At 41.7% G+C, this 20,701-nt stretch carries 14 protein-coding genes; 7 read left to right on the forward strand and 7 right to left on the reverse strand.

The genetic code is table 11. The features are described 5' to 3' along the window. Window positions 1–92: 92 nt before the first annotated feature. Window positions 93–986 carry a phosphotransferase gene (locus tag HWQ40_RS19575; protein ID WP_292780636.1) on the forward strand — a complete coding sequence of 298 codons (894 nt, stop codon included), beginning with the start codon at window positions 93–95 and terminating at the stop codon, window positions 984–986. A gap of 121 nt (window positions 987–1,107) precedes the next feature. Here the strand turns inward: HWQ40_RS19575 and hisIE are convergent, their stop codons facing one another. After that, complete coding sequence (hisIE, locus tag HWQ40_RS19580) at window positions 1,108–1,758, reverse strand: bifunctional phosphoribosyl-AMP cyclohydrolase/phosphoribosyl-ATP diphosphatase HisIE (RefSeq protein WP_292780638.1); 651 nt, start codon at window positions 1,756–1,758, stop codon at window positions 1,108–1,110. A gap of 229 nt (window positions 1,759–1,987) precedes the next feature. On the opposite strand from hisIE, the gene hemL reads away from it, so the two are divergent. Both hemL and HWQ40_RS19590 read left to right on the forward strand, forming a co-directional pair. Beyond that, a complete protein-coding gene (hemL, locus tag HWQ40_RS19585; RefSeq protein ID WP_292780641.1) occupies window positions 1,988–3,286 on the forward strand; it encodes a glutamate-1-semialdehyde 2,1-aminomutase in 1,299 nt (432 codons plus the stop codon). A gap of 720 nt (window positions 3,287–4,006) precedes the next feature. Next, a complete protein-coding gene (locus HWQ40_RS19590) occupies window positions 4,007–4,927 on the forward strand; it encodes a polysaccharide deacetylase family protein (protein ID WP_292780644.1) in 921 nt (306 codons plus the stop codon). A 76-nt stretch (window positions 4,928–5,003) separates the two neighbouring features. Here the strand turns inward: HWQ40_RS19590 and HWQ40_RS19595 are convergent, their stop codons facing one another. Then, a complete protein-coding gene (locus HWQ40_RS19595; RefSeq protein ID WP_292780646.1) occupies window positions 5,004–5,855 on the reverse strand; it encodes a fasciclin domain-containing protein in 852 nt (283 codons plus the stop codon). A gap of 747 nt (window positions 5,856–6,602) precedes the next feature. Here HWQ40_RS19595 and HWQ40_RS19600 point away from each other — a divergent pair. The 3 genes from HWQ40_RS19600 to HWQ40_RS19610 all read left to right on the forward strand — a co-directional run bounded on the left by HWQ40_RS19600 (window position 6,603) and on the right by HWQ40_RS19610 (window position 10,998). Continuing rightward, a complete protein-coding gene (locus HWQ40_RS19600) occupies window positions 6,603–7,397 on the forward strand; it encodes a glutathione S-transferase family protein (protein WP_292780648.1) in 795 nt (264 codons plus the stop codon). Between the two features lie 149 nt (window positions 7,398–7,546). Then, a complete protein-coding gene (locus HWQ40_RS19605) occupies window positions 7,547–9,277 on the forward strand; it encodes an ATP-binding protein (protein ID WP_292780650.1) in 1,731 nt (576 codons plus the stop codon). Window positions 9,278–10,014: 737 nt separating this feature from the next. Further along, window positions 10,015–10,998, forward strand: a complete 984-nt coding sequence (locus HWQ40_RS19610; protein ID WP_292780652.1) for an RNA polymerase sigma factor, RpoD/SigA family — start codon at window positions 10,015–10,017, stop codon at window positions 10,996–10,998. 238 nt (window positions 10,999–11,236) lie between these two features. Here the strand turns inward: HWQ40_RS19610 and HWQ40_RS19615 are convergent, their stop codons facing one another. From HWQ40_RS19615 to HWQ40_RS19635, 5 genes are all read right to left on the reverse strand, one after another. Further along, entirely contained in the window at window positions 11,237–11,887 is a 651-nt protein-coding gene (locus tag HWQ40_RS19615) for a hypothetical protein (protein WP_292780654.1), read from the reverse strand. A gap of 21 nt (window positions 11,888–11,908) precedes the next feature. Beyond that, a complete protein-coding gene (locus HWQ40_RS19620; protein WP_292780657.1) occupies window positions 11,909–13,624 on the reverse strand; it encodes a tetratricopeptide repeat-containing serine protease family protein in 1,716 nt (571 codons plus the stop codon). Window positions 13,625–13,658: 34 nt separating this feature from the next. After that, entirely contained in the window at window positions 13,659–14,471 is an 813-nt protein-coding gene (locus tag HWQ40_RS19625) for a serine protease (RefSeq protein WP_292780660.1), read from the reverse strand. A 181-nt stretch (window positions 14,472–14,652) separates the two neighbouring features. Continuing rightward, window positions 14,653–15,360 (reverse strand): COP23 domain-containing protein, encoded by a 708-nt coding sequence (locus HWQ40_RS19630; RefSeq protein WP_292780662.1) that lies wholly within the window; start codon window positions 15,358–15,360, stop codon window positions 14,653–14,655. Window positions 15,361–16,305: 945 nt separating this feature from the next. After that, window positions 16,306–16,866 (reverse strand): hypothetical protein, encoded by a 561-nt coding sequence (locus HWQ40_RS19635; RefSeq protein ID WP_292780664.1) that lies wholly within the window; start codon window positions 16,864–16,866, stop codon window positions 16,306–16,308. A gap of 196 nt (window positions 16,867–17,062) precedes the next feature. Here HWQ40_RS19635 and HWQ40_RS19640 point away from each other — a divergent pair, with 196 nt between their 5' ends. Continuing rightward, window positions 17,063–20,611 (forward strand): NB-ARC domain-containing protein, encoded by a 3,549-nt coding sequence (locus tag HWQ40_RS19640; protein ID WP_292780667.1) that lies wholly within the window; start codon window positions 17,063–17,065, stop codon window positions 20,609–20,611. The last annotated feature ends 90 nt before the right edge of the window (window positions 20,612–20,701 follow it).

Below are 20,701 nucleotides of genomic sequence, written 5' to 3' on the forward strand. Positions count from 1 at the left end.
CAAACAGACAAATTGTTATAAGTCACTGCGATCGGGCTAAAAGTCCGATAAATTTTGATTTTTTGTTTGTTGTGATTACGTTAGGATTTACTGTGAATATTCCTTCCTCGTATCTTGAAAAAATTCGTGCTGTCTATCCCAATATCTCTATTGAGCATCTTGACTTTAATCAAGATGGAATGGTTAACGATGTAGTAATTATTAATCATGAGCTTGTATGTCGCTTTGCCAAAGATGACTGGGGAAAACAGGTACTTTCCCATGAAGCTAAGGTGTTGGAAGTGGTGCAAAATTATGTTAAATTGCGAGTTCCGCATTTTGAACACCTGGAAGAAGGCTTTGCTAGCTACAGATTTATTAAAGGTGAACCGCTATCTCGTAACACCTTGCTGAAGTTGAGTGAAGCATCACAAGTGCGTATCATCTCCCAACTAGGCAGATTTCATCAACAATTGCACAGCATCCCAAATGAAGTTTTAATTAATGCTGGAGTGTCTTCTTCTGATGCAGAACGTTCTCGTGAAGATTGGTTGCAGTTGTATGAGCAAGTTCAGGAAACTCTCTTTCCTCACCTGTGGCGTCATCAGCAAACTTGGATACACGAACTTTTTGCGCCCGTAATTACAAATGAACTTGACCTCAGTTACACAGCCGTACTGATCGACGGTGATAAGACAGTGTATCACATTCTCTTTGACCCGATCTCAGAGAGCATCAGCGGTCTGATTGATTTTGGCACGGCTGGTTTGGGAGATGCAGCTTGTGATATTGCAGTGCAACTTGGTAATTACGGAGAAAGTATTGTGCGGCGTATGGAAAGCGACTATTCCATGTTACCGGATGTCATTGACCGGGCGCGTTTCTGGGTGGGGACACTTGAACTTCAGTGGGCTTTGGCTGGAGTAAAGTTTAACCATATCTCATTGTCGTTAGCACATATTGGTTTAGCCAGAGAGGTTCAACCTGTAGGTACACGGTTAAGTTAACCTGTCATAGCCAATAACAAAGGGGATGCTTATTGAAGTCTGGCAATTGGCAAAGCGGGGGCATCAAGTTTTTTATCTACTTCCCCTACTCCTTTATTTGACTGCCATTTGCCTACATTCTCTATTGACGACGTTCTTGCAGCTTGCGATATACAGATTTTAAATCAACTTGATGGTGAGCTAAGGCAACCAAAGTATGATATAGCAAATCAGCCACTTCACCTGCAATCGCATCTGCTTCATCATCCTTAAAAGCCATTACCACCTCAGCAGTTTCCTCACCAATCTTTTTCAAAATTTTGTTATCGCCACCTGCAAATAGTTTACAGGTATAAGAACTTTCAGTAGGATTGTCGCGACGATCGCATATTATTTGAAACAATTGCGACAATGTATCACCTGGAGGTGCAGCAATTTTTCCTTCTATTTGGTGAAAACAACTGCGCTCTCCAGTATGGCAAGCAACATCTCCTAATTGTTCTACCCCAATCAGGAGGGCATCACTATCACAGTCATAACGGATACTTTGCACTTTTTGGATATGCCCAGAAGTCGCCCCCTTGTGCCACAATTCTTGCCGAGAACGGCTCCAAAACCAAGTTTCTTCAGTTTCCAAAGTCTTGTGTAACGACTCCTGATTCATCCACGCCATCATCAGGACAGTACCATCTAGATAGTCTTGGACAATTGCAGGCACCAGACCCCGTTCATCGTAGCGAATTTTCTCAACCGGGATGGTGTAATGCAGCGATCGCGAATCGTTAGAAGACATACCAGCTAGTTTGCTCTCATGAGAATAATTTATGGATTCACGATACCATTCAGAATAGGCTAGCTGGTATATTTTTTGGAATTAAATATCTAAAATCAAATCTTCATTGGACTTGCATAACATATTGTTATTTTTTTAGTTCAGCTAATTTTATAGGATAGAAATTCTAAGCAGTGTTTGACCCTATCCTAAGATAGAGCGTTTTATTGCCCACTGTTAGGAGAGAACTTTGGTAAATACCACAATTAAAACAACAAAATCACAAGAAGTCTTCGCCGCTGCTCAAAATCTCATGCCCGGAGGAGTCAGTTCTCCAGTTCGTGCCTTTAAATCTGTGGGTGGACAACCCATCGTTTTTGATCGTGTCAAAGGCGCTTATATTTGGGATGTAGATGGCAATAAATACATAGACTATGTAGGCACTTGGGGCCCAGCTATTTGTGGTCATGCTCATCCAGAAGTAATTGCAGCCTTGCATGAAGCTTTAGAAAAAGGCACCAGTTTCGGCGCTCCCTCAGTCTTAGAAAATGTTTTGGCAGAAATGGTCATCGATGCCGTTCCTAGCATCGAAATGGTCAGATTTGTCAACTCTGGAACTGAAGCCTGTATGGGAGTTTTGCGGCTGATGCGGGCTTTCACCAACCGAGACAAAATCATCAAATTTGAAGGCTGCTACCACGGACACGCCGATACGTTTCTAGTGAAAGCGGGTTCTGGTGTTGCCACACTTGGCTTACCTGACTCACCGGGAGTACCTAAAGCGGCAACTAGCACCACTCTAACCGCACCTTTCAATGACCTAGAAGCAGTCAAAGCTTTATTTGAAGAAAACCGCGACGAGATTGCTGGTGTCATTCTTGAGCCAGTCGTCGGCAATGCTGGATTTATTGCGCCTGACGCTGGTTTCCTAGAAGGATTACGGGAATTGACTCACGAGTATGGAGCGTTATTGGTATTTGACGAAGTGATGACAGGCTTCCGCATTGCTTACGGTGGCGCTCAAGAAAAATTTGGTGTCACTCCCGATTTAACAACCTTGGGTAAGGTGATTGGTGGTGGTTTGCCAGTAGGGGCTTATGGTGGTCGCCGAGATATTATGTCAATGGTTGCGCCTGCCGGGCCCGTATATCAAGCTGGGACTCTTTCTGGTAATCCCTTGGCAATGACTGCTGGGATTAAGACTTTAGAATTGCTGCAAAAGCCAGGTACTTACGAGTCTCTTGAGCGGATTACTAAAAAGCTAGCAGATGGTTTGCTGCAAATTGCCAAAGAAACTGGTCATGCAGCTTGTGGCGGTCAAATCAGCGCCATGTTCGGCTTATTCTTTACCTCTGGCCCAGTTCATAACTATGAAGATGCGAAAAAGTCTGATACAGCCAAATTCGGACGCTTCCATCGCGGGATGTTAGAGCGCGGTGTTTACTTAGCCCCCTCTCAATTTGAAGCAGGGTTTACATCTTTTGCTCACACTGAAGAAGACATTGAGCAGACTTTAGCAGTTGCACGGGATGTAATGTCGAGCCTGTAACCTGTTTGTTAAGGGATTTCCAAATAAAAAGTATCCTGTTAACTCTTGTGGGGTGGGCATCTTGCCCTACAAAATGGATGATTTATTAGGAAGTCCCTTTTTTAAGACAGAAACAAGCGTATGGAATTTTCGGACTCACTCTAAAGCATTATTTGCAGAATTTTCAGCAGTTAATGGTGTTCAATCGTCTTGCGCGGTTGGGGATCAAAGAAATTTTTTAACAAGTTTGCTCTTTACCGTCATTACTTAAGGAAGGTCACATCTTCGTCATAATTTCGCAATGGCTTCGTCAATAGAATATGCAATACTTAGCCTATATTAAGATTCATAGAATCAGGCAGGATTAATAAATTATAGGGGGTTAAGTCCCTCACAACTAAGAAGTGGCAAGTTTGGTGGCTCTTGTCTCGATCTTCGTTGCAAAACTTAACTTAATTACAAATTATTTTACTTGCCTTTTATAGTTCTCGAAATTACTCTCATACCCCATAGGTTATAAAAATTAATGCGTAAGAAAGTTCTCACCTTCATGGTGAGGGTTTTGCTTATAGATATTAGATTATCCATCGGGTAAGGTATTTTTTCAGAGTCAGGGTTGGAGCTAACTTTAAAAAATATACCAATCATAACTGTAGCTTGTATGGCAAGGCTTACAGAGTATAAAAAGCTGCCATAAGTATTGTAAAAAAAAAGATGGTTCGACCTTAAAGGAGCTATGAAGTGGACGACAATAAGTCATTTTTTGGTCTGCAAAAAATATTAGTTACGTTGCTTGTCTTGAGTGGCAGTGTGAGTGTCAGCACGATGATGCTTATTAAGTCAAGCTCCTCTAATGCTCAAAGTACAGAGAATATAAATGTAAACAATCTATCAAGCAAAGTTGGAATTCAGCAGCAGATTGAAGAACTAAAAGCGACGATGCTTAGAAGTTGGCAGCAACAAGTACAAACAAAAGGTTTTTCATATACTGTGCCACTACGTTTTCAAGGGGCAATAATTGATGCGGCAAAATTGACTCCCGAACAGAAAGTAATTGCGCTCACCTTTGATGATGGACCATGGCCTGAGAGTACCGCGCAAGTACTGGATATTCTCAAAAAAAATCAGATCAAAGGGACATTTTTTCTCATTGGGCAAAACGTGAAGAATTATCCAGGCTTAGTGAAGCGGGAGATTGCTGAGGGTCACGTAATTGGTAATCACACTTGGCATCATTGGTATCAATTCTTAAATCCCCAAGCAGCTGCATATGAAATTGACCACACAGCAGACTTGATTTATCAAGTGACAGGGATTAAAACAAATTTATTTCGACCACCAGGGGGAATCATGCATAATGGGGTGGCTAGTTACGCTAGAAATAGCAAATATGCCATCATTCGCTGGTCATCTGACTCTGTAGACTACTCACGTCCTGCTGTACCAAAATTAATTAATAATGTGTTTAGGAGGGCCAAGCCAGGTGGAATTGTGCTAATGCATGATGGTGGTGGTAATCGCTCTAAAACTGTGCAAGCTTTACCAGAAATTATTGCCAACTTTCGGAAACAGGGCTATAAGTTTGTTACTATTCCTGAACTTTTAGAAATGCAAGATAAAGATCAAAAGCTGACTGCAAACAAAAAAACCGTCCAAAATTAACATCTGAACGGAATTTTAACGTATTAATACTTTATGCCAATCTAGTTATGTTGCCAGTAGTACTGATACCGTACAACTACAAGTCAGGAGGTAAAATCACCTGATCGATTGCGTGGATTACGCCGTTACTACCTGTAATATCTGCCTGTGTGACTTTAGCATCATTAACGGTAACACCAGTAGCAGGATCAACTTTTACGTTGATTGTTCCGCCTTCAAGGCTTTTAACTTCGCCAGACTTCAAATCAGTAGACAATAACTTACCAGTCACCACATGGTAAGTTAAAATCTTCAGCAATACTTCTTTGTTGTCTGGTTTTAACAATTCTTGCAAAGCATCTGGTGGCAACTTAGCAAAAGCTGCATCTGTTGGTGCAAAAATAGTTAAGTTATCTTTACCTTGTAAAGCTCCAGTCAATCCTGCTGCTTTCAATGCCTTAGTTAAGGTGGTAAAGGAAGCGTTTGATTCTGCCAACGCTAACAAGTTTTTACCTTGATTGTCGCTTGCCCCTGGCCCTGGTGGAGTTGTAGAAGGTGTATCAGTAGATGGTGTGGTAGGTTGAGTTTCGTCCGGGATAGGACGTGGGGTGCGGGGTGTAGGTTCACTAGGTGTAACACTACCACCACCACGGTTATAGGGAGGCTCGTTGAAAATACTTGGTTTGGGATTTAGCGTTCCACCACTATTCTGTGCTATCGGTTTGCGTTTAGTATTGCCCTTTTCTATTTGGGAAACAGCCTCAGCAGGTGTGTATTGAGCGTTTGCTTGAATGCGTTGACCCTGGTTATAGGGGGCTTCGTTGAAAATACTGGGGTTAGGATTTAATGCCTCTTTCGCGTCAGATGGTAAAGTAATGAGGACGCTGAAACTACTCAATCCTGCTATGCCTGCCAACGTAGTCAGTAATTTGCTGTAATTTGTCTTCATAAATTTTGTTTTTCTTTTTGTCCACACATTACATAAAGATTTATAACATTTTGCTATGCACAAAATCTAACTCAAGAGGGAAGTAAGATTTTTCTCTAGAAGTGTTTGTGCTAGTGAGGTAAAATGTTTAACCTCCACTCAAGCTGATAAGTATGAAATATATCTACCATATATTTCATGTAAATTAAGCAAATTTTCTCCATCACACCAAAATGAGTTAAAAAGCCCCACTCGGTGTCACGTAAATTCTAAGAAAGTGTGAAAATCTCATATCTACAAGTTATGAGTTAGAATGAGCTTCAAAGAAAGATTATACTTAAAAGACAATTTATATACAAACTTGTAGGTATATTAATAGTTGATTCATAAATCCTAAATTACATAGGAAAGAAGGTTATATCTCAGAATTGACCATTGATTATTCAGCAAAAGCATAGAAATTAATCACCGAAATATTTTAAAGTAAGCTAACAGTGACAGAAATTGAAGTAACTGTTGAAAACTCACGAATAAGGGGTTAGGTTTATATTTATATATATGCTGAATTAAATTACTTAGTTATTCGATATTTTAATTAATCATAAAGCAATATTTTTTAAAATCGATAATTTTGCCAAAAATTAGGCATCAGTTAAACCCTAATGTCAATTAAATAGATAGCTAAGCAACTAATACCAATAAAAATTACTTAAACTAAAGATACAATTGTAAAGTTAAGAAGTTAACCAGTTACAAGATATACAAAATATGCTGGAATTATACCAATGGGAACTCTCTCAATACTCAGAGAAAGTGCGCCTAATTCTAGATTTTAAAGGACTAGATTACCGCAAAATAGAGGTTACGCCTGGGATTGGACAAGTAGAACTGTTCCGGCTGACTGGTCAAAGACAAGTTCCAGTGTTAAAGGATCGTAACAAGTATATTGCGGATTCTACGGAGATAGCTAAGTATTTAGACTTAGAGTATCCCGATCGCCCTATAATACCGCAAGATCCTAAACAACGGGGTTTAACTTTATTAATAGAAGAATGGGCGGATGAGTCTATAGGCATTAAAGGTCGCAAAGCACTATTTGCTGCTATAAGTCAAGATCAAAATTTCCGTAAGTCTTTATTACCTACCTCAACACCAGATATATTTAAAAGTCTGGTTCAAGGAGTACCTAGTGACTTACTGACAGTGTTAGGTTTTGGTGTAGGTTACAGCCCAGATGTGATACAGTCAGCGATCGCATCTTTAAAACAAGACTTGGAAGCCTTAACGTTATTATTGGCAGATAGTCCTTATTTAACAGGAGATGAGCCGACTTTAGCTGACTTAGCGGTGGCTGGCTTATCGATATTGCTCAAGTTTCCTCCTGGCCCCTATCTGGATTTACCAGCTTCTATCAGAGGTAAAGGATTGCCAATCTTTGCCGAGAATATAGATTATGAACTATTCTTTACCTGGCGCGATCGCCTTTATGCCCAATTCCGCAAACCGTTAATTAGTACCACTCCATCAACGGGAAGTGCGCCAACTTCGATTCAGATTGATTAGAGAATGGGGAATTGGGCATGGGGCATTGAGAGAGAATAACTCAACACAAATGACGAATGACCAATGACTAATGACAAATTCGCAACTTTTGCCCTATGCAATTAAAATTCAACATAAGAGATAGCACCAACAATCGTGTAATTAATTAGATGAATTCGGCACAGCCATTAGGTTCGGTCATTCAAGGTTCTCTAACTGAAGGTTTAGAAGTACGATTGCATCCTGACATTTCTGTAGAAGATATGCGGGTGGGTAAGTTTCTTGTTGTGCAAGGGATGCGATCGCGTTTTTTTTGTATGCTGACAGATGTAGCATTGGGAACTGCTAATGCCCGAATTATTGCTAATCCCCCCAGTTGGGAAGACACTTTTTTACGAGATGTTTTAGCCGGAAGTGGTACTTATGGTACTATCAACCTCGCACCGATGTTGATGTTCACTCCCGAAACTGAAGAATCTTTCTCCCCAACAAATGGCAAATCGGCAAATCCTTTCCTCCCATCGGTGACGGGTTTAGCTTCATTTATGCCACAAACCAGCACGACGATAGAATTGTTGCCAGTTAAAACTATTCCTAGCCACTTTAGTCAAGTTTACGAAGCAAGTGTTGACGATTTTCGCCGGGTATTTGGTTGGGAAGATGACCCCCAAAGGCGCAACTTTTCCATCGGCAAACCATTGGATATGGATGTGCCGGTTTGTATCGATTTGAATCGCTTCGTGGAACGGAGTAATGGGGTTTTTGGGAAATCTGGTACTGGTAAATCTTTTCTAACGCGGCTACTTTTAGCTGGCGTTATTCGTAAAAATGCGGCAGTCAATTTGATTTTTGATATGCACTCTGAGTATGGCTGGGAAGCTGTTGCAGAAGGTAAAAATGTCAATACCGTTAAAGGCTTAAAGCAACTTTTTCCTAGTAAGGTGGAAGTTTATACCCTCGACCCGGAATCAACAAAGCGTCGGGGTGTGCGTGATGCCCAAGAACTTTATTTGAGCTATGAGCAAATAGAAGTTGAAGATATTAAGTTATGTAGCCGAGATTTAGGACTCTCTGACGCAGCCTTAGATAACGCCAATATTCTGTATAGCGAGTTTGGCAAGTCTTGGATTGTCCAGTTGCTGAATATGACTAACGAAGAAATCGAGATGTTTTGCGACGAGAAGCGCGGACACAAAGGCTCGATTATGGCATTGCAGCGCAAACTCTTGCGGATGGATAGCTTGAAGTATATGCGAGCAGTTTGCCCCCAGAATTATATTAGTAAAATTGTGCAATGCCTGGAATCTGGGAAGAATGTTGTGATAGAATTTGGTTCCCAGTCTAATATGCTCTCTTATATGTTGGTGACGAATATGATCACCCGACGTATTCACGAGCATTACGTCAAGAAAGCAGATAAATTCCTGCAAAGCAAAAATCCTAGCGATCGCCCAACGCCATTGATGATTACCATTGAAGAGGCGCACCGTTTCCTTGACCCGGCTATTGTCCAAAGTACTATCTTTGGGACTATTGCTCGTGAACTGCGGAAATATTTTGTCACACTTTTGGTAGTTGATCAACGTCCATCAGGCATAGATAATGAAGTTATGTCGCAAATAGGGACTCGCATTACCGCTTTGCTGAATGATGAAAAAGACATTGACGCAATTTTTACAGGTGTATCTGGTGGTAGCGGACTGCGATCGGTGTTGGCAAAGCTAGACTCGAAGCAACAAGCTTTAATATTGGGTCACGCCGTTCCTATGCCCGTAGTAGTACGTACCCGTCCTTACGACGCAACTTTTTACGAAGAAATTGGTGAGCCAGCCTGGGAAGAAAAACCTGACGCAGAAGTATTCGCTGCTGCGGAACTAGCCAAAGCTGACCTTGGATTTTAGATTGTCATTTGTCAGTTGTCCTAGCCTGCGGGTTCGCCTTTGGCGTTTTCCGAGAGTAGCCGCTGGTGCGTCTATATCCTTTCCAAATGACCAATACAACTCTTGGAGAGGCTGCGCCAACCACTACGCTCAGTACAAGTGACTAATGACTAATTCGTGACCGAAGAACAAAAGGATACAAACTCCTAAATTTATTTATGGGGATTATTAATTTTGAATTTTGAATTTTGAATTTTGAATTCCCCGAAGGGGTTGACATCCCTCCATTGTCACAGCAAATTAAGTTCGGTTATCCGGCTAGTTTTCGGCAACAGAAGAGGGGTTTTTGGCGTCACTATAGATGTAGTGAGTAATTTCTAGGAAATTTAAAAAATTTTTCTATAACGGCTGCTTTTGAATTATAATGATAGGTTTTATCTTAAGATAGTTTACTATTTGCCCGATTTATCGTATCATAAGTTAAGTAGAACTCATACCGACTTCGGTTTTGCCGATCGGTGTTAGTAACTGTCCAAGAGAAGAATTCTCAAAAATAACCAGCGTGCTTATAAAAGATTGAAAATTTAGGGAAGGTAGGGGAACCTATCATTGGGGGCTTACCGTCTTAACAACGGCTGTATCAATTAATTAATTGCTTTTGGTAGCTCCCGATATTTCGTGATAGATGTACTACTTTTTCCCATCCATTTTAGTAATAAAACATACATTATCTTTACGAAGTAGAGGACATCGCACCAATGCCTACTGTCAATACCCAAACGGAAAACCTCAACACCAAATTCACGGCTGATATGGTGCGAACCTATCTGCGAGAAATTGGTCGTGTACCACTGCTAACCCGCGAACAAGAAATTGTCTTTGGGAAGCAAGTGCAACAAATGATGACGCTCATCGACGCCAAGGAAGCTTTGGCGAAGAAGTTGCAACGCGAACCGGATATCTCAGAGTGGGCCGATCACGTTAAACAATCGGAAACCGATGTGCAACAAACGGTGGCGCAAGGTAAGCGGGCAAAGCAAAAAATGATCGAAGCGAATTTGCGCTTGGTTGTCGCTATTGCTAAAAAGTATCAAAAGCGAAATATGGAGTTTCTGGATTTAATCCAGGAAGGAACACTAGGATTAGAGCGGGGTGTGGAGAAATTTGACCCAATGAGGGGTTATAAGTTCTCGACTTACGCTTACTGGTGGATTCGCCAAGCAATTACTCGTGCGATCGCTCAACAAGGTCGGACTATTCGCTTACCGATCCACATTACCGAGAAACTGAACAAAATCAAAAAAGTGCAGCGCGAGTTAGCTCAAACCTTGGGGCGATCGCCGACTCCGGCTGAAATTGCCAAAGAACTGGAATTAGAACCTACTCAGATTCGTGAGTATCTGAATATGGCTCGTCAACCAGTGTCTTTGGATGTGCGAGTTGGCGAGAACCAGGATACTGAGTTGCAAGAAATGCTCGAAGATGATGGGCCATCACCAGAGTATTACACCAACCAAGAATTCTTACGCCAAGATTTGAACAATCTGCTAGCAGAACTAACCCCGCAACAGCGAGAAGTTGTAGCCCTGCGCTTTGGTTTAGAAGATGGTAACGAAATGTCATTGGCGAAAGTGGGTGAGAGATTAAATCTCAGCCGTGAACGCGTCCGTCAGTTAGAGCATCAAGCTTTAGCTCATCTGCGTCGCCGTCGTGCCAATGTCAAAGAATACGTTGCTAGCTAAAACAAGAGACGCGGAATTTCGCGTCTCTACACCACCTTGGTGATGCGCTTCCTGAATTCAGGGGGCGATTTTTTTTGCTGAAAACTAGGAAAAATTGGCTGGCGATTTTTATAGCGAGAGAAGAATAACAGCAACAATTGGAACTTAAGATTGCGGCAATTATGTAGTCTCAATTTATATTCTTCAGCTAATCTCTATCTCTACCTCTTGTCAAAGGGGTTAAGCAATTACCAAAAATTTACAATGAATCCCATTTTGTGGGTATCTCGGCAGGTGCCCGATTCGGTATAGATGGTGGGTAGGCAGGGTCAACATATCGCATCGTGACTCGTGAACACCGTTCAGTGCTATCACAACTTTTAGCGCTCCAACCCTCCAAATTGCCTGCTTGCTCGATCAAAAAAGTATCGGGAATGTAGGAGACAATCGGCATATTCGTCCCTGCATAAACGGGATTTTGTCCAGATAAAATGAATTGATCGCCAGAAGACTGAACCACCATTCTTTGTTGGACGACATCATTCTGACCATTGGAATAGCGCACATTAACGGTCATTGTGCCAGAATTTCCCGTTAAAGTCAGGAGTCCATTAAAAGATTTCCCATTTAAGCGCCACTGGAGTTTCCAAATCCCATCTAGAGGAGATATTGTGGAGGCTGGGTAAGTAGAAAAACCCGATGTCGGAAGCGATTGAGCGTAGTTTACCGCCGTAGGTATCGGTATTGGCATAGCCCCGACAATATCAATTACTGATAAAAAAGTAAACGTGTAGACTGTCGTACCGAATTGAATCAGTTTAGTAAAGTTTAGTTTAAAGCGCCCAGTTTTCATAACTTTTTGGTGTGCTTTGTGGATAAATTTCATTAGATAAGTGTAGAGACGTTCCATAAAACATCTCTACACTCATTGCTAGATAGGTTCATTTATGACATCTGGAGCAGTTTCACCACCTGGTTGTCCGTTATTTGGTTGTTGATTAGGAGGGGGAGTTGCAGGTGATGACTGTAAGCGTTGGAGAACGTATATTGCTTTTTGGTAACTAGTAGTATCATTGGCTTGCTGGAATAAATTTACAGCTCTTTGTAAATCCTCAAACGCACCTTGACGATCGCCAAAATCGCGGCGGAACAAGCCGCGTTGGTAAATAGCAATGCTATTATTTGGCTCGTAACTCAGCACTGTGTTTAAATCCTGAATCGCTGCGGGTAATTGTCCCAAGCGACGCAATGTCAACGAGCGGCTGATGTAGGCTCTAGAAAACTTGGGATCGAGGGCGATCGCTTGAGTAAAATCAGCGAGAGTACCTTGGCGATCGTTAAACATGGCACGAGCTAGCGCCCGGTTGAAGTAAGAGTGAGGCACGTTAGGTGCAAGCCGAACAACTTGGTCAAAATCGGCAAAAGCACCTTGAGCATCTTTCAAGTTGCGGAGGATAGATCCTCGGCTGTAATAAGCTGATACATCATAAGGATCGAAACGCAAGACGACGGTAAAATCTGCAACTGCACCTTGCTTATCGCCTAGATAATACCGCACTACCCCTCTGTTGTAATAAGCGATCGCATTATTGGGGTTGAAGCGAATCGCCTCATTATAATCGGCGACCGCACCTTCTTTATCGCCCATTTTGTAGCGAGCATTGGCGCGATTGTAATAAGCAATGCTACTTTTAGGGTCAAGAGCGATCGCTTGGCTAAAATCATTGATTGCTGCGGTACTATTACTTTGCTGGGACAGTCCCCGTGCTAAGAAATCGCTCGAAGCTTGGGGATTTTGCATCCGTTCTTGGGGTTTATCCGTACTGGGGGAGCTGTCTACCTTCAACCCAGTTATTCCAACCTGCCCAGATAAAGCGATCGCCTTCTCAATTGGAACTGCTGCACTAACTCCAGCTTTTAGCCCAGCTGATATTTGTTGCCCCGACTGAAGTTCTTTGACTTCGGTTTGTGTGTCAGCTTTGCCGTGAACTCCAATTACTTTACCATCAATATCAAACACTGGCCCCCCACTCATACCGCCTGTTGTTTGAGCTGCGTATTGCAACGAGTAGCCACCTTCGCTCAAAGTCGCATCCTTGGATTCCCAAATCGTTCCTGGTTGGAAATCATAAACACGATTTTCAGCAATTCTATTTAAATCATTGTTAACTGGATAACCAAAAACAAACATTTTACTGCCCAGCCTTGTTTGATTAGGGCTTTTTAATTCGGCTACTGGATAGTCTTTATCACTAGTAAAACTAAACAAGGCTAGATCGTTACTTCCTTTAACGTTAGTTCCTAAACTTTTAACACTTGTAGGGTTAATGGGATGAGAGACTCCATCGCTAGTGCGAATGCTAGCTGGCTTAGGCCCGCCAGATGGATTAACCACATGATTGCAAGTAAGGACGGTGTAAGTGCTTCCCTCGTGCTTGATAATAAACCCAGAACCATCACTAGCTAGACCTACACCAACTCCAGTCGGTCTGTTTACTTGCACAGTAATGGTGTTAGCATACTGGGCAATTTCCTGAGAAGATTTCACAGCAAAAGCTGCCGATTGAACGATGACTATTGCAGCAACACTGGCAGTTCCACTGATTACTGCATAAGGAAGATTAGAGCGAAAAAAGTTGAGGTTCATATATAGTAAAAAATAGTTAATAACTACCCTGAAATTATTTAGCAGGTTGCCTAAACAATTGTTGAAATCTAGCAGTTGGAATAGCCCAACTCAAAGTTTCCATTTGCTCAAATAAAGCTTGACTTGGCATTGTGCCATCGGCAAAAATAAAGGCGATGATGCCTTGGAGAGGATATTTCAAGCCGCCATTAATCGCAATTAAGCGACCATATCGATCTAAAACCGGGCCCCCGCTCATTCCGGGTTCAATCTGATTGGTATAGCCAAGTTGATACCCTTGTTGCAAAGCTTGGTTGGGCAGCATCCCAATATAGCCTTGAGTTAATTCAAAGGCTTGTAAGCCCCAATCGCGAGTATCAGCTAGGGTATTAGCATTAATGATGCGCCAATTGGGAAATCCCGAAGCATAAACAGTTTCACCAACAGATAGGATGTTAGAGTTGCCGATCACTACGACTTTGTAAAGGCGATCGCTGCTAAATTGCACCAAGGCTAAATCGTCATTCCCCAACTGAGCAGAATGCAGCCTAACACCCTTATGGAGCTGACCATCCGCCGTTAAGATGGTGTAGCCATTGCCTCCGGCTTCGGCCACAACATGAGCATTTGTGAGTACTGTGTAGGTTTGTCCTTGATGCTTGATAATGACTCCCGAACCAGTGCCTCGATCGCCTAAAATTCTCACTGTTACTAATTTAGCGATCGCTGGCACCGAATCAGGAAGAATAGCAGCCGTTCCTGGAAATTGAGCGATCGTCTGGGACATTTGATGCAATTGCAGGTCAGTATCCGTGAAACTTGGGTTAGCTGCGACAGAAGGCGATACTAATGGGGAAGCAGAAAACACAGTAAACACTCCCAAGTGAACAACCCATATCCAGGTTGGACTTAAAAGGAGCGATACCTGTGGCGGGCTGCGCCTACGTAAATCAACTTTGTTACTTTCCACAGCCATTTGAGAAGCAGAAGATTTTGTGAACCTGCATATAGAGACGTTGCCTTCAACGTCTCTACAAGAATTGCTAAAGCTAGATAGAACCGCCACCCGTCCCTGCACCTGGATTGGGAGTACTATAATTTCCTGGATTGGGGGCAGCAGGCATCCCACCAGATTCATTAGCTAATTGATTAACCGCTTCTTCTAAACCCACAGCAGTGGGAATAATTTCTTCTTCACCACCGACACTGCCTGTGAAGCCACTGCTTTCAACTACATTTGAACCACTACCCCGTTGACCAAACCTTACAATCCGGGCTAGGACATTGCCGGGATTGCGGGCATTTTCCCCTCTCAGCAGGGTCATGATCACATTGTTGGAGTTGCAACTTTCGGCAGTATTCACAAAACAAATCACGCTGAAGCCATTGACATTACCAGTTGTCAACAGCAAGTTACTCAATTTGCCACCATTTTGCGCTACTGTCGCTGTCATTCGCTGGGAAACCATCTGACACCGTTGCTGGGGTGACATATCATTACTTGCCGTCTGCCAAACGATTAGAGGTGATGGCAAAATCCGACCGTTCACTTGGACGAGGGTGGCTGGGTCAGATCCAACTCGACCGCAGATAAAAGATGTTCCGGTACCGACTGGCGCATTTGGATAGGGGTAGGGATTGCCACTTGGCACAGGTGCATTTGGATTGGGATAATTTTGTGCCATTGCTGGAGATATCGCAGCACCAGAAAGCGCGATCGCACTTATCAGAAATTTAGTTACTAACTTGAATTTCATAAATACATTCCTAACTGAAATTGAATTGTTGTTACTCATTGTTCCTGAAACCATCTGATACTGCGGAAGAAACAAAGTATTGTTCAGTAACCATTCTGTTTTTATGCTATATCAACTTGCTATAAAAAATAACTTTTTGATCGTTTTTATTTAGCTTAGGTTAAAGCTTTATGAAAAGAAAACTAATTGGTAAATAAATAGCAAATACACTGTTAGTGAAAAGGCTATAAATAATTAAGTATTTCTTAAATGGCTAATAACCAAAGTTACTATTTATCAGAACAAGTTAGATATCAAAATGACTGCTGATCTAAATACTATAGTGCCTAGTATCAAGTTTGATGGTCGGAAAAGGTCGGATCTTTTTAGTAACAGGACTAAAGCTGGCTGTTACACTTCAATTACCTTGTCGGGTAGGTTAGACAAAGTTAGAGATTGCTAAGTTATTAGTTCGAGAAAGCAATCGCTCTCACCTATTTCACCTCAACTCAAAATCATCGCGATGGCAACGATAACACCGCAGGTATCGTTAAAAATTCTCGCGGTAATTGAGTGATGAAATTACATCAAGTTTTATTGGTGCAGAGTTTTTAACGATTTCATACGCTTGTTTTTCCAAAAACACTGTGAATTAATAAGCTATTAGTTTTAGACAGTGATCGCTTTCGCCAAGCCTCAAATTGATCGAATACGAAAGTATGCACTACTGTTCAGTCAGTAAATGACAGTCGAAGAAAAGATCAGACTAATTGACTAATTATTAGAACGGTGATGAGCGCTCTCCAAATCTGTGCTATGGCTACGTCTGCCGCAGACATCGTACAAAATTAATCGTGTAATGAGAAAATGTAATACTGGATTTTGCCTGACAATCAAGACAATCGCTACAAACTAATGCGTTAGATCAGATTTAGATTTATTTCAACACTGTAGCAGAACCCAGAACTAGCTAAAGTTAAAGTAATAGCTAGTTAGCTGTATACTAGTGTTATCTTGAACTATTGCTAACAAGTCTCCATTGTTCTGATATATCAGTGTATCAAGCGCACTACTTCCCCCATAATTTCCAGTTTTATTAAGATAATAAGAACTTGCACTTCCTTTAAGTCGGATATAGTCATACGCACCATCATAGTCTTGTATCGTAGCGTAACCAGATCCCTGATAATAGTTTCCAGTAAAATTTGAACCTAAAACAAATGTATCGTAGCCACTACCACCATTTAAGACATCATATTCATTGCTGTTGTAACCAGTTGAGTAAGAACCGTGTAGAGTATCGTTACCAGAGTATCCGTATAAGGTATCGTTACCATTATCTCCGTATAATTTATCGTTACCTGACCAACCATTTAAGTAGTCATTGTCATTACCTCCATTGAGATCATCGTCGTTAGTATTGCCATAGATGGTATCATTCCCCTCATAACCAAAGGCAAGAAGACTGTCTGAACCCTTGTAATTGAAATAGTTAGTTTCACTTGTGCCGTAATAGTAATAAGTCATGTCTTTGTCCTCGTTATTGGTTAGATTCTTTGATCGCTCTGATCTTCCAAATACTCTAACTGGGTGGTATAAAGTTTGCCGGTCGGAAAAGGTAGGGAAAAAGTCGGATCTTCTTGGTAGATTTACGCAAACTTTTTAAATAAACAAAGCTTATGGTGCAAATATCGTAGTGAACTTAGTATTTTTACGAAAATAAATGACGGTTGAAGAGGCGATCGCACTAGTTGAGCAATTATTGGAACGAGGACGCTTAACCAAAGCGCAAGAGATTGTATTTCGCTACACCTGGGAAGGGAAAACTTACCTAGAAATGGCGCAAGAAGTCTCTTATGACCCCGGTCACATCAAAGACGTTGGTTCTGAACTGTGGCGATCGCTCTCTCAAGCTTTAGGAGAAAAAGTTACCAAAAATAACCTGCAAGGAGTACTGAAGCGAACCACACAGCGACAAAAGGACACAAACGCCTCCTCAACCTTAAACCTTCAACCCTTCACAAACTGGGGGGAAGCAATCGACGTTTCTCAGTTCTATGGACGTACTACAGAATTAGAGACCCTCAGCCAATGGATTGTCAGAGATCGCGCTCGTGTAGTGGCACTGCTAGGTATGGGTGGTATGGGTAAAACCGCGCTCTCGGTGAAGCTAGCAGAACAGCTACAGGTCGAATTCGAGTACGTCATTTGGCGATCGCTCCGGCACGCACCTTTTTTCTATGACAAGGTGACAGACTGCATCAAAATCCTTTCTCATCAACAAGTTACTACATTGCCCACTTCCCCTCATGAGCAAATTACTTGTTTAATCGAATACCTCCGCAATTCCCGATGCTTGCTGATTCTGGATAATTTCGACACATTATTGCAGCAAGGTAAAGGGACAGGCTGTTACCGTGAGGGCTACGAACCCTACGGCGAACTCCTGTGGCGATTAGGAGAAACTGGGCATCAAAGCTGTGTCCTGCTCACCAGCCGGGAAAAACCTGCTGAAGTCGCCGCCTTGGAAGGTGATGGTTTGCCAGTTCGTACCCTTACTTTATTAGGATTAGAAGTTGCAGCCGGACAAACAATTCTGACACTCAAAGGGCTATCAGGCTCCGAGGACGAAACCCGCCAACTGGTTGAGTGTTATGGTGGTAATCCACTAGCGTTGAAAATTGCTGCCACATCGATTCGGGACTTACATGAAGGCAACATCGCCAGCTTTTTTGCCGAAGGTACAACAGTCTTCTATGGCATTGGCAATCTCCTAGAGCAGCAATTCAAAAGACTCTCCACTTCGGAGCAGCAAGTCATGTACTGGCTAGCAATTAATCGTGAGCCAATTGTAGTTGCGGTGTTACAAGAAGATATGGTGCCAGCAGTTTCAAGGGCAAATTTACTAGAAGCCTTGGAGTCTTTGATTTGGCGTTCCTTAATCGAAAAAAGTTCCGGTGGCTTTACTCAGCAACCTGTAGTTATGGAATACATAACAGACCAACTTATTGAACAGATTTGTCAAGAAATAATAACTTTTGAGATTCGATTATTAAATTGCTACGCTCTCATCAAAGCTAATGCTAAAGATTATATTAGAGAAAGTCAAACCCGCGTAATTTTAGAATCTATATTAATTAGGTTACAAAGTCAATTAAATATCCCCGGAGAAATTGAACTAAAAATTAAGCAATTTATTTTAAAATTACAAGAAAACTTGCCCGCTATACCTGGATATGCAGGTGGAAATTTGATTAATCTACTGCGGCATTTGAAAGTAGATTTTACAGGTTCTAATTTTTCTAATTTAACAATTTGGCAAGCTGATTTCCAAGGCACCAATTTAAATCAGGTAAATTTCACAGGTGCAAATATTAATAAATCAGTTTTTACAGAATATTTAGCTAGTAGCCTTTGCGTTAAATTTAGCCCTGACGGAAAATTTTTAGTTAGTACCGATGCAAATGATGGCATTCATTTATGGAATATTGAAGGTTTAGAAGCGATACATTTAACGACTCTACAAGGACATCAAGCCTGGGTTTGGGATGCTAAGTTTAGTCCGAATTGTAAAGTCTTAGCAACTTGTAGTGATGATGGTGTCATTAAAATATGGAATATTAATACTGGGAAATGTCATCATACTTTACAAGATGATTCCAAGCGTAGTTGGTCGATCAGCTTCAGCCCAGATGGAAAAATACTAGCAAGTGGTAGTGGAGACCATACTGTTAAACTTTGGGATGTTAATACGGGACAATTATTGAAAGTATTAAAAGGACATACAAATATTGTTCGTCCAGTTATTTTTAGTTCAGATGGAAAAATTATTGCTAGTGGAAGTGAAGACCAAACTATCAAGGTTTGGGATGTTGATAGTGGTGAATATTTGCAGACTTTAGAAGGACACTTGGCACAAGTTTGGTCAGTTTCTTTGAGTGAAGATGGGAAAATACTAGTAAGTGGGAGTGCTGATAAAACAGTAAAACTTTGGGATGTGAGTACGGGGGAATGTCGAACAACTTTACAAGGAAATCAAATTGATGGTGTTTGGTCAGTTAGCTTTAGTCCTAGTGGTGACAGTGTTGTAGTTGCAGGTGAAGCATCTGTAATCAGTTTGTGGGATGTCGAAACTGGCGAATGTATTCAAACCTTTTTAGGACATATAGGCCGTGTTTGGTCAGTTGCTTTCAGCCCCAATGGTAAAACTTTAGCAAGTGCAAGCGAAGATCAAAGCGTTAAGTTATGGGATGTGACTACAGGGAGATGTTTAAAAACCTTACAAGGATACTCCAGTCGTGTTTGGTGTGTAGCCTTTAACGCCAATGGTCAGCTATTAGCTGCAAATACAAACAAAACACTAAGAATATGGGATATTTCCACAGCTAAATGCATACATACTTTACATGGGCATACTCGTGAAATCTGTGGGACTGTTTTTAGTTCTGATGAAACAATCCTTGCTAGTGCCGGTGCAGATGGGACAATTCGCCTTTGGGATACGATTACAGGTAAATGCTTAAGAACTTTACAGGTAAACGGGTGGATACTCTCACTTGCTATGAATCCTCAAGGAAATGCTTTAGCCAGTGCTAATACAGATACTATAGCTAAGATTTGGGATATCAAAACTGGGGAATGTATCAAAACTTTAGAGGGACATACTGGTTGGGTATTTTCTGTTGCCTGGAGTCCAAATGGGCAATTTCTGGCTACTAGCAGCGATCGCTGCATTAAGTTATGGGATGTCAAAACATGGCAATGTATCAAAACTTTAGAGGCACATTCCGGTTGGGTATATTCACTAGACTGGAGTCCAGACGGTCAAACGTTACTCAGCGGCAGTTTTGACCTCAGCTTGAAATTATGGGATATCAATACAGGAAACTGTCAGCAAACTTTCCACGGACACACAAAAATAGTGTTAGGTGCAAAGTTTCATCCCCAAGGCAATATTATTGCCAGTACAGGTCAAGATGGAACGATTAAACTTTGGAACAGCAATACAGGAGAATGCCTGAGAACACTCATAGGACATACAGATTGGATTTGGGCAATTGCCTTTCACCCCAACGGGCAAACCCTAGCTAGTGGCAGTCAAGATGAGACAATTAAGCTGTGGGATGTCGAAACAGGGGAGTGTTTGCAAACTTTGCGATCGCCCCGCCCTTACGAAGATATGAACATTGCAGGCATTACAGGGTTAACCGCAGCCCAAAAAGCGACTCTAAAAGCGCTCGGAGCAGTGGAATCAGTTGCTACAGACGGTTAATTCGTAATTTCAGTAGAGCAATGATTGGGCAAGCAACTTTAAAAGCTTTAGGGGCGTTAGAAGTGGATTGATGCATGTCCCTGTCCCCAA

This window comes from Nostoc sp. NMS9, from assembly GCF_017114995.1.
Lineage (GTDB): Bacteria > Cyanobacteriota > Cyanobacteriia > Cyanobacteriales > Nostocaceae > Nostoc.

Excerpts from the sequence above, each read along its gene's own strand:
- hisIE (WP_292780638.1), bottom strand. The coding sequence starts at position 1,758 with ATGTCTTCTAACGATTCGCGATCGCTGCATTACACCATCCCGGTTGAG.
- HWQ40_RS19595 (WP_292780646.1), bottom strand. The coding sequence starts at position 5,855 with ATGAAGACAAATTACAGCAAATTACTGACTACGTTGGCAGGCATAGCA.
- HWQ40_RS19600 (WP_292780648.1), top strand. The coding sequence starts at position 6,603 with ATGCTGGAATTATACCAATGGGAACTCTCTCAATACTCAGAGAAAGTG.
- HWQ40_RS19605 (WP_292780650.1), top strand. The coding sequence starts at position 7,547 with ATGAATTCGGCACAGCCATTAGGTTCGGTCATTCAAGGTTCTCTAACT.
- HWQ40_RS19610 (WP_292780652.1), top strand. The coding sequence starts at position 10,015 with ATGCCTACTGTCAATACCCAAACGGAAAACCTCAACACCAAATTCACG.
- HWQ40_RS19615 (WP_292780654.1), bottom strand. The coding sequence starts at position 11,887 with ATGGAACGTCTCTACACTTATCTAATGAAATTTATCCACAAAGCACAC.
- HWQ40_RS19620 (WP_292780657.1), bottom strand. The coding sequence starts at position 13,624 with ATGAACCTCAACTTTTTTCGCTCTAATCTTCCTTATGCAGTAATCAGT.
- HWQ40_RS19630 (WP_292780662.1), bottom strand. The coding sequence starts at position 15,360 with ATGAAATTCAAGTTAGTAACTAAATTTCTGATAAGTGCGATCGCGCTT.
- HWQ40_RS19635 (WP_292780664.1), bottom strand. The coding sequence starts at position 16,866 with ATGACTTATTACTATTACGGCACAAGTGAAACTAACTATTTCAATTAC.
- HWQ40_RS19640 (WP_292780667.1), top strand. The coding sequence starts at position 17,063 with ATGACGGTTGAAGAGGCGATCGCACTAGTTGAGCAATTATTGGAACGA.